Below are 14,463 nucleotides of genomic sequence, written 5' to 3' on the forward strand. Positions count from 1 at the left end.
GTCAATCCATCGCACTATTGTCCACCACGGCAAACATCAGGTCGGCCGCGGACACGACCTGGCCGTTCACGCTGCACTCCCCCTCCGCGCAGGCGATCGAGCCCCGGAGCTTGGTCATCTTGACCTTGATCAGCAGCTGGTCGCCGGGACGCACGGGCTTGCGCCACTTCACCTTGTCGCAGCTCATGAACAGCGCGGTTTTCCCTTCCATGTTCGTCTGGCGCAGAAGCAGGATCCCGGCGGCCTGCGCCATCGCCTCGACCTGCAGCACGCCCGGCATGACGGGGTTGCCCGGGTAGTGCCCCTGGAAAAAGGGCTCGTTGATCGTGACGTTCTTGATCGCCACCAGCTCGTTCTCCTTGAGCTCCACCACGCGGTCGACCATCACGAACGGGTAGCGGTGCGGCAGCATGTCGAGCACGCGGCGGATATCGAGCGTGGTCTCGGTGGTGACGTCGGCCTTGGGCGCGGCGGGTTTCGCGGCCTTCTTGCCGCCCTTCCGCCAGGCATCGTATTTCTCGAACAACTGCTTGGTCAGCTCGGCGTTCAGCGCGTGGCCGGGCCGGGTGGCGACGATGTGCGCCTTCAGCGGCAGGCCGAGCAGCGTGATGTCGCCGATGATGTCGAGAATCTTGTGCCGCACGAACTCGTCATTGAAGCGCAGCGGCTCCTTGGAGATGATCTTGTCGCCCTTGATGACGATGGCGCTGTCCAGCGAGCCGCCCTTGATCTTGCCCAGTTTCAGCAGCTCCTCGATGTCCTCGTAGATGGTGAAGGTGCGCGCGGCGGCGACCTGCGTGGTGTAGACCTCGGGATCGATGACGAGGGAAAGGTGCTGGGTGTGGATGCCGCGGTCGTCGGCGCTGGTGCAGGTGATCTTCAGGCCGTCGTAGGGCAGCGCGATGATCGAAGAGTTGCCGCGGGAGACCGATATCGTCTCGGCCAGGGCGAAATACTCGCGCTCGGCGTCCTGCTCCACCGGCTCGCCCTGCTGGATGAGTTTCACGAATTCGCGGGCCGAGCCGTCCATGATGGGCGGCTCGCTGGCGTCCATCTCGATGACGATGTTGTCGACCCCGCAGCCGCTGAGGGCGCTGAGCACGTGCTCGACGGTGTGGATCTTGGCGTGGCCCTGCTGGATGGTGGTCGCGCGCACGAGGTCCGTGACGAGGTCGACGCGCGGCTTGATCTCGGGATGGCCGTGCAGGTCGACGCGCCGGAACACGATGCCGTGGTTCGCGGGCGCGGGTTTCAAAGTCAGATGCACGGCGTCTCCGGTGTGCAGGGCGTTGCCCTTGATGGAGACCTCGCGCAGAAGGGTGCGCTGCTTCATGGGTATGTCGCGGCAGTGTCGGAAACCTCTTGGAAATGACAAGCTTGGAGATGGTGGATCGGGGTGGAACCGGTGCTCCGCACCGGTTTAAGCTCGCGCGGAGCGCGGGCTCCACCTTTTCAGCGAGCCCGGGGTTGACATCGGCAAAACGGGCCCGGTATTCCTATCCCCTTACGTCATCAAGAATCCTTACCCGTATCCGCCATGCCCGCAGCCAACGATCTCAAGAAAGGCCAAGTCATCACCTTCAACGGCGAACCGCACCTCATCATGGAGACCCAGCACCGGACGCCGGGCAACCTCCGCGCCTTCGTGCAGGTGAAAATGCGCAATCTGCGCTACGGCAAGTCGCTCGAGCAGCGCTTCAACTCCCCCGACCACGTCGACGTCCTGAACACCGACCGCCGCACCCTCGAGTTCAGCTACGCCGACCGCGAGGTCTTCTCCTTCATGGATCCGGAGACCTTCGAGACCTTCGAGATCAACGCCGCCATGATCGGCGAGGCGAAGAACTACCTCGTGGCCAACGGCAAGGCCGACGTGCTCTTCATCAACGACGCCCCCGTCACCATCGACATCCCCTCCTCCGTGACCCTCAAGGTCGCCGAGAGCTCCGAGGGCATCAAGGGCGACACCGCCAGCAACGTCCAGAAGCCCGCCACGATGGAGACCGGCCTGGTCGTCCAGGTGCCGCTCTTCATCAAGCCCGGCGAGCTCATCAAGGTCAGCACGGCGGACGGCTCCTACCTCGGGCGCGCTTAAGCGCGCCGGAGGACGGAAAACAGAAGACCGAGAACGGATTTCTGGCCGCGGCCCACGCCGCGGGTTTTCTTTTGGCGGGCCCATGTCCCGGTGGGCCGCGATTGGTGATCGGCACGCAGAGACGCGTGCCCTCCACAAGGCCGCTCGACAGAAAATCCGCTATCGCCGGGCCGGCCGGGCCAAGCCAGGCTGCCGGTCAACCCATGGCCGGCGATTTCACCCTTCACCCCGACCTGCAGGCGCTGCTCGACGATCATCTCGGCTTCGTCCAGCGGCTGCATGCCAGCAATTCGCTGGCGCCCCTGGCCGCGACGATGGACCTGGCCGGCGGGATCACCGGTGCGGCCCTGGTCGCCGACCCGGAAAAGTTAGCAGCGGACCCCGGCACGCCGGACGACACCATCCGCCTCCTCACCGAGCGATTCGTTGCCGCTGCGCAACGGGGCGAGATCAAGGCCAGTGCGATTTTCTATCACGGCAGCAATGACCGGCGCTCCGCGCCGCTGCCGGCCGAATACGAGGCCGACGCCAATTGCGTGGTCGCCTTCCTCGACCATCGCGACGGCCCGGCCTTCGCCGCCATCATCAACTACCTGCAGGACAGCGGCGGCACCTGGCGCTATGCGGCGCCGGTGTTCATCGCCAAGAAGCCGCTCATCTTCGGCGGCGGATGAGCGAGCGGGTTGCCCGGGTCAGGGCTTTCCGCCGGCCATTTGGGCGCGAAGCGCCTTGATGTCGAAGGGGAAGCTCTTGGGATTCGCCTTCAGGCTTTGGCCAAAAAACTCCTCCGCCCCTTCCCGATTCCCGTCGATGAGCCGCTGGACGCCCAGGTAGAAATAGGCCGAGGCCAGCCGGTAGCTCGCCGCCTTCTCATCCTTTTCCTCCTTCGCCAGGGCCAGAATCCCGGCTTCGTCCAGCTCTCCGAGACCGAGATAGAAGTTCGACAGCGTCCGCACCCACGCGGTGGATTTGTTGGCCGCGACAAACTTCCGGAAGTCCTCCAGCACCGCCGTATCGTCGCCCTGGTCCAGCCGGGTGACGACCAGCAGGTGCAGATAGGGATACTCAAAGGTGGGGGCGACCTCGATGGTCTTGCGGAAGTCCGCGGCGGCCAGCTCGAACTCGCCCTTGAACTGATGCGCCCGGCCGCGATCCCAATAGCCGTCACCGTATTGCGGGTTCATCTCAACGGATTTGGTGTAGAGCGCGATGGCCTCGTCGTAATCGCCCTTGTATTTCGCGACATCGCCGAGGACGTCCTGCGCTTCATAGGATTTGGGATCCACCACGAGGGCCTGCTGGAAATCGGCGGCCGCCAGATCATACTGCTCCTTGGAAAAGTATGCCCGGCCGCGCGCAATCAAGGCCGGCGTGAATTTGGGAAACAACTCGACCACCTTGCCAAAGTCGGCGATCGCCGCATCCAGCTCCCCGCGGCCCCGCCGGATTTTCGCCCGGGCATAGAAGGAATTGCCATGATTCGGATCGATCCCGATGGCCTGGTTGAAGTCGGCCAGGGCTCCATTCGTATCGCCCTTGCTCAGCATTGCGTCACCCCGTTTGTAGAAGAGATCCGCGTCCCGCGGCGACAGGGCGATCGCCTCGGTGTAATCCTTGATGGCCGCCTCGTATTCATGGCGCGCGCTCCGGGCGTCACCGCGGTTCATACGGGGCAGAATGAATTTCGGTTTCAGTTCGATGGCCTTGTTGAAATCCGCCACCGCCACGTCGTAGTCGCGCCGGCTGAGTCGCACATAGCCGCGGCTGTTGTAAGGCTCGGCCAGCTGGGGCCGGATTTCGATGGCCCGCGTGAAGTCGGCAATCGCCCCGTCAGGGTCCTTCTGGGCATACTTGGCCAGGCCCCGGTTGTAAAAGGCCAGGTAGGCCTTCGGGTCGAGCTCGATGGAACGGTTGTAGTCCGCCATGGCACCGGCCCAATCGCCTTTCTGCTGCCGGATCAAACCCCGGTTACTATGCGCGATGCTGATGCTGTCATCCAAGGCGATGGCCTGCTCAAAATCGGCCAGCGCTCCATCGGCCTCCCCCTTGTCAAATCGACAGGTTCCACGGTTGGTGTAAGCCAGGGCGGATTTGGGATTGATCTGAATGGCCCGCTCGGCATCCGCCAAGGCGCCATCGAGATCGCCCGCGTCCCGCTTCGCCAACGCCCGGTTGCTGAAAGCGAGCGAGATCGTCGGATCCAGCTCAATGGCGCGACTGGCATCCGCCAAGGCGCCATCGAGGTCACCCTTGTCATACCGGGCAATCCCGCGGTTGGTGTAGGCAATGGCGTCCTTGGGGTTCTGCTCAATCGCCAGGTTGAAGTCGGCGATCGCCCCGTCCAAATCCCCCCCCTTATACTTTTCATAGCCTTGGTTGGTGTAATTTGTCTCCGCTTTCAGCCCGGTCTGAAAGGTCAGGCCGAGTATCATCAAAAACAGCTTCAGACGGGGAATCGTTTTCATGGCTGCACGAATGGGGGTTATTGGGCATGGCCGGGTGCCCCGGAAAGCCTTTCAAGCCTAGGCTCCGCGGTGCCGACCAGCCTGTGCCCGATCTTGGCGGAAAGAAGCGGCATCGCAATCTATTCTGGCGCGCCTACCAGGGCACCGTGGTCGCCGCGCCGGCATTGACCGCCGCGACCGCCGCCGCGTGGGCCGCCGTCGCCTCCTCGAGGCTGCCGGCGGTCATGTGCAGGTCGCGCAACAGGCCGTCGCGCAGGCCGTAGATCCAGCCGTGCACGGTCAGCTCCTGGCCGCGGGTCCACGCGTCCTGGACGATGGTGGTGGCGCAGACGTTGGCGGCCTGCTCGATGACGTTGAGCTCGCACAGCCGCGCGCTGCGCGCCGTGTCGTCGGGCAGCAGGTGCAGACAGCCCTCGTGTTTCTCGCGGACATCCTGCACGTGGCGCAGCCAGTTGTCGGCCAGGCCGACGCGCTCGCAGCGGATGACGCTGCGGATGCCGCCGCAACCGTAGTGGCCGACCACCATGATGTGCTTCACCTTGAGCAGATCGACGGCGAACTGGATGACGGAAAGGCAGTTCAGGTCCGTGTGCACGACGACGTTCGCCACGTTGCGGTGCACGAACACCTCGCCGGGCAGCAGGCCGATGATCTCGTTGGCCGGCACGCGCGAGTCCGAGCAGCCGATCCAGAGGTATTCCGGGTTCTGCTGGCGCGAGAGCTTCTGGAAAAACTCCGGATCCCGGCGCTTGATCGCCTCCGCCCAGACTTTGTTCTGATCGAACAGATTCTTCAGGCTGTGCATGCGGGGGCGAGATTTGGCGCGACGCGCCGGTTGTCCACCCCGGAATTGCGGCTGCCTAACGGGTTAAGCACCCCGCGGGTTGCCCGGCGCCGGCGCGGCGGTTTGCTGGAGGGATGAGTCCCCTGCCCCGCCTCGCCTCCCTCCTCACCCTTGGCCTCGCGCTGGCCGGTGCCACCGTTGCGACCGCCAAATATGACTTCGGCCCCTGGCCGGCCGGCACCTCGCCGCAGGAGATCGGCCGGCGCGTCGCGGAAAACTTTGCCGCCAAGCCGCACTCGAATTTCAACCGCCCCGGCCTGCCCAACAGCATCACCTATCCCGAAACCTGCACGTGGTATGGCGCCCTGGCCTTCGCCCAACTCGCCGGCGACAAGAACCTCACCACGAAGCTCGTCGCCCGTTTCGAGCCGCTCTTCGGCCCCGAGGCCGGGATGATCCCGAAGCCGGCCAACGTCGACGCCACGGTGTTCGGCGCCGTGCCCCTCGAACTCTACATCCAGACCAAGGAGAAGCGCTACCTTGAGGTCGGCCTGAACCTCGCGGACAAGCAGTGGGAAGCCCCGACCCCGGAGCAGCTCGACAAGCTCAAGCCGGAGCCGCGCGCCATCGCCGAACAGGCCCTGAAGGAGGGCCTCACCTGGCACACGCGCTACTGGATCGACGACATGTTCATGATCACGATGGTGCAGGCCCAGGCCTACCGCGCCACCGGCGACCGCAAATACATCGACCGCACCGCCAGGGAAATGGTCTCCTACCTCGATCAGCTCCAGCAGCCGAACGGCCTCTTCTACCACGCGCCCGACGTGCCGTTCTTCTGGGGCCGCGGCGACGGCTGGATGGCCGCCGGTTCCGCGCAGCTCCTCAGCTCGCTGCCCGCCGACCACCCGGCCCGCGCCCGGATCATGGAAGGTTACAAGAAGATGATGGCCGCGCTGCTGCAGCACCAGCGGGCCGACGGCATGTGGGGCCAGCTCATCGACGACCCGGCCTCGTGGCCCGAGTCGTCCTGCACCGGCATGTTCGCCTACGCGTTCATCACCGGCGTGAAGCAAGGCTGGCTCGACGAGCAGACCTACGGCCCGGCCGCGAAGAAGGCCTGGCTCGCGCTCATCACCTGCCTCGAGCCCAACGCCGACATCCGCGAGGTCTGCGAGGGCACCAACAAGAAGAACGACCGGCAGTATTACCTCGACCGCAAGCGCAACACCGGCGATTTCCACGGCCAGGCCCCGGTGCTCTGGTGCGCCGCCGCGCTGCTGCGCTGAGGCTCCCCGTCTCCCCGTCCCTTTCCGCAGGAAAGCTGGGTCGCTTTTTACCGCGAGTGGGTTTCTCTGGGTGGCCGCTTTCCGCCTCCCAGCCACCAGCATGAAACGACGCGCCCACAGCCTTGCTCTGCTTCTGCTCGCCCTGACGGGCGCCACCGCCGCCGAGACGCCCCCGCCTTGGGCCTACGGTTTCAAGAACCCCATGCCGCCAGACGCCCCTCCGGCGGTCGTCGCGGCACCGGGCACAGCGACTCCGCCGTTGCCGGACCACCCGTTGCTCAGCCTGCCCGGCACCGATCGGCGATTCACGCCGGCCGAAATCAGGGACAACTTCAATCCGGCTGACTGGTATCCCGGCGACCACCCGCCCATGCCGGAAATCGTGGCACACGGGAAGCCGCCAATCGTTTGGGCCTGCGCCCGGTGTCACAACCCGAATGGCAAGGGTCGCCCGGAAAACGCCGGGATCGCGGGTCTGCCCGTCGACTATTTCATAGAACAAATGCAGGCGTTCCGCAACGGCGAGCGCAAGTCCTCCGATGTCCGCAAGCCCAACACGCCGCTGATGGTCAGCTACGCCCAGGCCATGAACGACCAGGAAATCCGGGCGGCGGCCGAATACTTCGGCGCGATGAAGTGGACGCCTTGGATCCGCGTGGTCGAGACCGCCCGCGTGCCCCAGACGACCGTCTCGGCCGGGATGTTTCTGCCGGTGGCTGGCGGCGCGGACGAAGCGCTCGGTGACCGGATCATCGAGGTGCCGGAGGATGCCGACGTGGTCGAAATCCAACGCAGTCCCCGCGTCGGTTTCATCGCCTATGTCCCCTTTGGCAGCCTCAAACGTGGCGAGGAACTTGTCACCACGGGCGGCGGACGGACGGTGCTGTGCTCGGCCTGCCACGGACCGGAGTTCAAGGGCCTGACGTTGCCCGAGGTCGGCCCCATCCCGAGCCTGGCCGGACGCTCGCCCAGCTACATCGTGCGCCAATTGTTCGACCTCAAGGAGGGCCTGCGCCACGGCAAACGCGCCGACTTGATGAAGCCCGTCGTCGCCAACCTCAACACCAACGACATGCTTGCGATCGCCGCCTACCTCGCGTCCCGCACTCCCTGAACCGAACCCGCCCATCGTGTCCCTCACCTGCCCTCTTTGCCACGGTGCGCTGATCCCCGTCGAAAAATCCTACCGCTGCTCCAAGGGGCACAGCTTCGACCTGGCCAGGGAAGGCTATCTCTCGCTCCTGCACGGCCGGCAAAAAGGCGAAGGCCGGGGCGACAGCAAGGCCATGATGCTGGCCCGGGATCGCGTGCATCGCGCGGGAGTTTTCGATCCGCTGGTGTCCGCACTGGCCGCGTTGCCGTTCGAGACGCCGCCGCGCACTTTGCTGGAGCTGGGCTGCGGTGAGGGATTCTTTCTCGGCCACATGGCGAAATCACATGGCATCGCCACCAGCTACGGCCTGGACCTGTCGGTCGATGCGGTGAAGCTGTCCGCCAGGACACTGAAGCAATCGCTGATCCTGCGCGCGGACCTGTTGCAAGCCCTGCCGTTTGCGGACGGAAGCCTGGACCTGGTGCAATCGATCTTCGCCCCGCGGCCACTGGCCGAAATCAAACGGGTGCTGCGCCCGGGCGGGTATGCCCTCTTCGTTTATCCCCAAGGAGACCACTGGCAGGAACTCCGCGCCTTCCTTCCCTTGGCCGGGATCGGCGAAGACAAACTCCCGGCCAATCTGGAGGGCTTTGCGGCTACAGCCTCCTTGCACGTGACCGAGAAACTCGCTCTTCCCCACGCCGTGCTGGTCGACCTGGTGGAAATGTCCCCTTCCATCCATCGCCTGACCCGGGAGGGAACACCTTGGCAAACCCTCCTGCCCGCCAGTTTGGCGGCGACCCTCTCCTTGCGTCTGGCGCTTTTTCGGAAGGACAGAAACTCTGATTTACAGCCACCCGTATTATCTAGGATCAACGCTTAGGGAGTGTTTTCAAACCCGGTTTGTCATCCTGAGCGGAGCGAAGGATCCACGGCAACGAAGGCCATATCGCGAGCGAACGCATGGATGAGGATGTCGCTGCGCTCGGAACTTCACTTCGTTCAGAATGACAGGAAACGGATATTTGTTGGGTTTGAAAACACTCCCTAGCCTTCGCCGTACGTTTTATCTCATCCAGAATATGATGCTTATCCATAGGGAAGATAACGTGAACTTAGCTATGCAAAGAGGATGAACGAGCATTCATTTTGGTATCTTTGCACCACGTGCGGTCAAAGCACCCTAAGGTCGCGGCTTTCGGGACTGTTTGAAGATACTGGAGATCGTTGCCCGTGCCGGTGCGGTCGAAAATCTGCAGACGGCGGTTCATTCCATACGAGTGGCCACCCGGTCGAGCACTTCGCGGATGAGTGCCTGGTAGGGCATCCGGTGTTTCTTCGCCATGCGGCGGAACTTGGACAGGCTGCCGGCACTGAGGTTGATCGTCACCTTCTCTCGCTCAAGGGCGCGGGCAAACTCGGCCGGCGAAGGCAGGATGTCCTCGAACACGACGAAGAGTTTGTCGGGCATCTCGCCGCGATCATCGGCGTAGTTAACTTTTTTCTTCATAAATTCGTTCTCCTTTTCGCCAGTAGCCGGCACCCATCACCCGGATAACACCCGCCCTGAGCACAAAGCGCACAGTCAGGATACCGTAACCGTCGTGCCCGACACACCAGAACCGTCCTTCTGTCTGGCTGTGCTTGCGGTCAGCCAAAAGGACGCGACCAGGATCGGCGAACACTTGGGGCACCGTCTCAAAGCCGACCCCGTGCTTGCGCCGGTTAGCCTGCTCCTTGGCTTTGTCCCACGTGAACTGCACGCACCACAGCCATACGAAGGTATGGCTTGGCGTCAAGCAGCCGATCGGGGCGTAAAGCCCCTCCTACAACAGATTCATACCACCCGCGCCCAGAGGAGCTTGAGGTAGCGGCTTTCGAGGCAGTTGGAGTAGACGGGGTGGTCCACGCCGGGGCCGGTGCGGTCGAAGATCTGCATCCGACGGTTGAGGCGGTGCACGCCCTTGATGACGCATTCCTCGAACGTCTCCAGCGACACGAGGCCGGAGCACGAGCACGTGACAAACAGGCCGCCGGGCTTCACCAGGCTGGCGGCGATGGTGTTCAGGTCGGCGTATTTCCGCATGCCCTCGGCGGCACCGGCGGGCTCGCGGGTCATGACAAACTTAGGCGGGTCACACATGACCGCGTCGAACTGCTCGCCGTTCTTCATCATCTGCCGCGCGTAGGCGAAGGCGTCGGCGTGCACCCACTTGAGCTTGTTGGGCGAAACCTGGTTGAGGTTGGCGTTGCGCCGGCCCTGCGCGATGACCTTCTCGTCGAGATCGACCGCCGTGATCTCGGTCGCACCGCCGAACGCGGCGTTGATGGAGAAACCGCCCGTGTAGCTACAGAGGTCGAGCACGCGGGCGCCCTTCACCAGCGTGCCGAAGCGCTTCCGGTTGTCGCGCTGGTCGCAGAAGAAGCCGGTCTTGTGGCCCTCGGCGAAATCCACCTCGTATTTCACCCCACCCTCGCGAATGCGCACCTTGTCCGGCGCCGACGCGGTGATTTCCTTCATCTGCGATGGCTTGATACCTTCGAGGCTGCCGAGGTCGTGGTCCACGTGGACGCGGACGTGCTTCGTGCCGAGCAGCGCGTGCAGCAGTGGCAGCCATTTCGGCAGGCGCTGGAAGATGCCGAGCGAATAGACGTCGCAATAAAGCGTGTCGGCGTAGCGGTCGATCGTCAGCCCGCTGATGCCGTCGCCGTCGGAGTTGATGACGCGCCAGGCGTCGGTCGACTCGTCGAGCTTGAACATGTCCTGGCGCAGCGCGACGGCGCGGCGGATGGCCATTTCAAAGTATTCCTCACCGATGGGCTGGTTTGAGTGGACGACGACGCGCAGCGGCATCTTGGCGCGCGGGTTGAAGAGCCCGGTGCCGACGCGATGGCCGAACTTGTCGTAGACCGCGACGAGGTCGCCCGGCCGGGCGTCGCGCGACACATCGCCCAGCATGCGGGGAAAGATGGCCGGCTGGAACGAGACGAACTTGAGCTGCGCCCACGGTTTGGACCACTGCTCCGGCGGCAGCGGCTCGCCCGGATCGGGGCGAAAGGGGTTGAGCGGGGTCTTCTCGGCGGTCTCGTCAGACATCGCCCTCACGCAAAGACGGGAAGACGTGAAGGGCGATTCTTTTGTAGGGGCGTCGCTTGACGACGCCCTCGCTTGCGCAGGCGGCTGACAACCCAGTCGCGGGCGTCGTCAAGCGACGCCCCTACAGGAAGGGACCAAAGAAAAAGGCCGGTCCGCGGGGACCGGCCTGAAAGAATCGGGGCATAAAGCCCCTCCTACAGTTGGCGTCAACTTACGCCACGCGCTCGACGACGAGCGGGGGCGGGATGGGCCGCTTGGGCGCGAGGCGGTAGGCGTCCTTGAAGAAGTTGAGCGCCTGCTCGAGCTTCGCCTCGTCGTTGTAGTGGATCATCATCAGCGGCTCGCCCTGCTTGACCTGCGTGCCGACCTTCTTGATCTCCGAGACGCCGACGGCGTAGTCGATCCGGTTGTGGTGGGCGGCGTCCTTGCCGGCGCCGAGGAGCGAAACGCCCTTGGCGATCATGGCGGCGTTGATGGTGTGCACGTAGCCGCGCTTCGGGGCGGGCAGCTTGCGGATGTGCTTCGCCGTCGGGAATTTTTCCGGGTGGTCGATGTAGGAGATGTCGCCGCCCTGGGCCTTGATCATGTCCTTGAACTTCTCGAGGGCGGAGCCGTCGGTCAGGTGGCGCTGCACGGTCTGCTTGGCCGAGAGCGTGGAGCCGGCGACGCCGGCGAGGCGGACGATCTCCATGCCAAGTTTCAGCACGAGTTCCTTCATGTCCTCGGGGCCCTCGCCCTTGAGAAGCGCGATGGCCTCCTTGATCTCAAGCGCGGTGCCGACGGTGTCGCCGAGCGGCTGGTTCATGTCGGTGACGAGCGCGACGCAGCGGCGCTTCATGGAGCGGCCGACGCGGGTCATGGAGCGGGCGAGCTGCTTGGCCTGCTCGAGATCCTTGATGAAGGAACCGTTGCCCCACTTCACGTCGATGACGAGGCCCTCGGCGCCCTCGGCCAGCTTCTTGGAAAGCACGCTGCCGGTGATGAGCGGGAGGCTCGGGATGGTGCCGGTCTCGAGGCGGAGGTCGTAGAAGATCTTGTCCGCCGGGGCGAGCTCGGGGCTCTGCTCGGCGATGGCGCCGCCGACGCGGGCGAGCTGGTCGACAAAGTGCTGGATGGACATGTGGCTCTTGAAGCCGGGGACGGCCGAGAGCTTCTCCAGCGTGGTGATGACGAACTCCTGCTCGACACCGCACATCATGGGGACGACCACGCCGCTGGCCATGGCGAGCGGGGCGAGGACCAGGGCCGTTTTGTCACCGACACCACCAGTGGAATACTTGTCGATCTTCGGCTTCGAAATGTGTGACAAATCGATGACTTCGCCGGAGAGCATCATCTCCTCCGTGAGGATCGCCGTCTCCTGGGCCGACATATTGGCGAAGTAAATCGCCATCAACAAGGCGGCCTGCTGGTGCTGCGGCATCTCCCCATCAAGGGTCGAATCGATAATGTAGCGGATTTCTTCCTGCGTAAATTCCTGGCCGTCGCGTTTCTTCTCAATCAATGAAGTAAACGACGGCTTGATGAACCGACGCGTGGGAATGGGACGTTTTCTCATGGAAGTCACTATGGTGTCAGGGGGGATGGCGCCGTGCGGCGCAAAGCTCGCAGAGGCAATGGGTTTTGCCAATTTTGTCGAGCTTAAAATGACCGGATTCTCGGCTATATTTACATCGATTGTCATGCGACAGGATACCCCGATTTAGCAAACCCGCAACCCGCCAAAATCCTTCTTGCTCAAAGCCAAGCGCAATTCCTCAATCACGCAATGTCCCTGCCCTTCAACGTCGCCAGCCATCTCGACACGGCCCTCCGGGCCGCCGCCGCCAAGCTGGGATTGGCCGACCGGGGCTTCCAGCCTGAGGTCCGGGTGGCCGATCCGGCCAATGGCGATTACCAGGCCAATGGCGCCCTCGCCTTCGCCAAACGGGAAAAACAGAACCCCCGCGCCTTGGCCCAGCAAATCGTCGACCAACTCGGCGCGCTGCAGGCGGATTATGACATATCCCTCGCCGGCCCGGGCTTCATCAACTTCCGCCTGAAGCCCGCCGCGCTGCTCGCCTGGCTGCAGACCTACGATTCCGAGGAGCACCTCCAGTCCGGCGCCGCCAGCGCCCGCCACGGCCAGACGTGGGTCGTCGATTACTCTTCGCCTAACACCGCCAAGCAGATGCATGTCGGCCACCTGCGCTCCGCCGTCATCGGCGAGGCCATCTGCCGCCTGCTCGCGTTCAGCGGGGCGAAGGTCATTCGCGACAACCATATCGGCGACTGGGGCACGCAGTTCGGCAAACTCATCTGGGCCTACAAGCGCCACCTCGATCCCGCCGCCCTCGCCCGCGACCCCCTCGAGGAGTTCGAGCGTCTCTATAAACTCGGCAACACCGCCGCCGAGGCCGACCCGGCCGTCCTGGCCGAGGCCCAGCAGGAACTCGTGAAGCTCCAGGCCGGCGACGCCGGGAACCTCGCGATCTGGAAAAACATCAACGACGTCTCCCTCGCCGCCTTCCAGGAAATCTACGACCGCCTCGGCATCAAGTTCGACGTCATGCTGGGCGAGAGCTTCTACAACGACCAGGTCGAGCGCATCTACCGCGAACTCACCGAGACGAATCTCGCGCAGCCCAGCGAGGGCGCCCTGGTGGTTTTCCACCCGGAGCACCCGCGCTTCGCCCAGCAGCCCTTCATCATCCGCAAGAGCGACGGCGCCGCCAACTACGCCTCGAGCGACCTCGCGACGGCGCTCTACCGCGCCGAGCATTTCAAGGTCGACGGCATCATCGTGGTCACCGACTTCCGCCAGGCCGACCACTTCGAGCAGCTCTACCTCACGGTCAGAAAATGGTTCGCCGCCAAAAATTACCGCGTGCCGGAGCTGCACCACGTGACGTTCGGCTCCGTCAACGGCGAGGACGGCAAGGCGCTCAAGACCCGTGATGGCGGCATCATCCGCCTCAAGGCCCTGCTCGACGAGGCTCAGGAGCGTTCCTACCAGCTCGTCACCGGCAAGAATCCCGACTTCCCCGAGGCCGAGCGCCGCACCATCGCCGACCTCGTCGGCGTCGCGTCCGTGCAATACGCGGACCTCTCGCAGAACCGCTCGAGCGACTACGTGTTCGCGTGGGACAAGATGATCTCGCTGGAGGGCAACACGGCCGCCTACCTGCTCTACGCCGTCACCCGCATCCGCTCCATCTTCCGCAAGGCCGGGCTGGACGCCGGGAAGCCGACAGTCGCCGCCGACGGCAGCGCCCCCGTCCCGGTGGCCGCGGCCGCCACCGCGCCCGAGACCCTGCAGGAAACCGACCTCGCGCGCAAGCTCGTGAAGTTCTCCGACGCCGTGCAGCTCGCGACGAACACCCTCCGCCCGCACTTCCTCGGCCTTTACCTCTACGAGCTCGCCGGCGCCTTCAGCACCTTCTACGCCGCCGACAAGGTCATCGTGGACGATCCGGCCGTGCGCGCCCGGCGCCTCCTGCTCTGCCACCGCACGCTCGTCGAGCTCGAGGCCGGCCTGCACCTGCTCGGCCTCCGCACAGACCTCGAGCGGATGTAGTTCCCAGATATTGCACTGCGTAAACCCGGGAACTGCGTTTTTTCGGTGTCAGCCGTAGTGCCCGTAATGCGTGTTTCTGATTAA

The 14,463-nt window shown here is 64.2% G+C and carries 13 protein-coding genes; 6 read left to right on the forward strand and 7 right to left on the reverse strand.

Going from position 1 to position 14,463, the window contains the following annotated elements; genetic code table 11:
- Nucleotide 1: 1 nt before the first annotated feature.
- Nucleotides 2-1,333 (reverse strand): bifunctional UDP-3-O-[3-hydroxymyristoyl] N-acetylglucosamine deacetylase/3-hydroxyacyl-ACP dehydratase, encoded by a 1,332-nt coding sequence (locus tag BLU29_RS01440; RefSeq protein WP_091054806.1) that lies wholly within the window; start codon nt 1,331-1,333, stop codon nt 2-4.
- A 204-nt stretch (nt 1,334-1,537) separates the two neighbouring features.
- Here BLU29_RS01440 and efp point away from each other — a divergent pair, with 204 nt between their 5' ends.
- Together efp and BLU29_RS01450 are read left to right on the forward strand one after the other, a co-directional pair.
- The gene (gene efp / locus BLU29_RS01445) at nt 1,538-2,095 is read left to right on the forward strand and encodes an elongation factor P (protein ID WP_091054807.1); all 558 of its coding nucleotides are present in this window, start codon (nt 1,538-1,540) and stop codon (nt 2,093-2,095) included.
- Nucleotides 2,096-2,298: 203 nt separating this feature from the next.
- Entirely contained in the window at nt 2,299-2,769 is a 471-nt protein-coding gene (locus BLU29_RS01450; RefSeq protein WP_091054808.1) for a hypothetical protein, read from the forward strand.
- 18 nt (nt 2,770-2,787) lie between these two features.
- On the opposite strand, the gene BLU29_RS01455 is transcribed toward BLU29_RS01450, so the two are convergent.
- Nucleotides 2,788-4,560 carry a tetratricopeptide repeat protein gene (locus BLU29_RS01455; protein ID WP_091054809.1) on the reverse strand — a complete coding sequence of 591 codons (1,773 nt, stop codon included), beginning with the start codon at nt 4,558-4,560 and terminating at the stop codon, nt 2,788-2,790.
- 133 nt (nt 4,561-4,693) lie between these two features.
- Complete coding sequence (can, locus tag BLU29_RS01460; protein ID WP_091054810.1) at nt 4,694-5,365, reverse strand: carbonate dehydratase; 672 nt, start codon at nt 5,363-5,365, stop codon at nt 4,694-4,696.
- A gap of 113 nt (nt 5,366-5,478) precedes the next feature.
- On the opposite strand from can, the gene BLU29_RS01465 reads away from it, so the two are divergent.
- From BLU29_RS01465 to BLU29_RS01475, 3 genes are all read left to right on the forward strand, one after another.
- Nucleotides 5,479-6,633, forward strand: coding sequence for a glycoside hydrolase family 88 protein (locus tag BLU29_RS01465; protein WP_091054811.1), 1,155 nt, complete (start codon nt 5,479-5,481; stop codon nt 6,631-6,633).
- A gap of 100 nt (nt 6,634-6,733) precedes the next feature.
- Nucleotides 6,734-7,747 carry a c-type cytochrome gene (locus tag BLU29_RS01470; protein WP_091054812.1) on the forward strand — a complete coding sequence of 338 codons (1,014 nt, stop codon included), beginning with the start codon at nt 6,734-6,736 and terminating at the stop codon, nt 7,745-7,747.
- Nucleotides 7,748-7,763: 16 nt separating this feature from the next.
- On the forward strand, nt 7,764-8,609 hold the full coding sequence (locus tag BLU29_RS01475) for a methyltransferase domain-containing protein (RefSeq protein WP_091054813.1): 846 nt from the start codon (nt 7,764-7,766) through the stop codon (nt 8,607-8,609).
- A gap of 384 nt (nt 8,610-8,993) precedes the next feature.
- Here BLU29_RS01475 and BLU29_RS01480 read toward each other — a convergent pair whose 3' ends face one another.
- The 4 genes from BLU29_RS01480 to BLU29_RS01495 form a co-directional block, all read right to left on the reverse strand.
- On the reverse strand, nt 8,994-9,236 hold the full coding sequence (locus tag BLU29_RS01480; protein ID WP_157693549.1) for a CopG family transcriptional regulator: 243 nt from the start codon (nt 9,234-9,236) through the stop codon (nt 8,994-8,996).
- Entirely contained in the window at nt 9,220-9,525 is a 306-nt protein-coding gene (locus tag BLU29_RS01485; protein ID WP_197677744.1) for a BrnT family toxin, read from the reverse strand. The genes BLU29_RS01480 and BLU29_RS01485 overlap by 17 nt, the downstream gene beginning before the upstream one ends.
- Before the next feature lie 38 nt (nt 9,526-9,563).
- On the reverse strand, nt 9,564-10,823 hold the full coding sequence (locus BLU29_RS01490) for a class I SAM-dependent rRNA methyltransferase (protein WP_091054815.1): 1,260 nt from the start codon (nt 10,821-10,823) through the stop codon (nt 9,564-9,566).
- A 211-nt stretch (nt 10,824-11,034) separates the two neighbouring features.
- On the reverse strand, nt 11,035-12,381 hold the full coding sequence (locus tag BLU29_RS01495; protein WP_091054816.1) for a thymidine phosphorylase: 1,347 nt from the start codon (nt 12,379-12,381) through the stop codon (nt 11,035-11,037).
- A 210-nt stretch (nt 12,382-12,591) separates the two neighbouring features.
- On the opposite strand from BLU29_RS01495, the gene argS reads away from it, so the two are divergent.
- On the forward strand, nt 12,592-14,379 hold the full coding sequence (gene argS / locus BLU29_RS01500) for an arginine--tRNA ligase (RefSeq protein ID WP_091054817.1): 1,788 nt from the start codon (nt 12,592-12,594) through the stop codon (nt 14,377-14,379).
- The last annotated feature ends 84 nt before the right edge of the window (nt 14,380-14,463 follow it).

The organism is Opitutus sp. GAS368, from assembly GCF_900104925.1.
Taxonomy (GTDB): Bacteria; Verrucomicrobiota; Verrucomicrobiia; order Opitutales; family Opitutaceae; genus Lacunisphaera.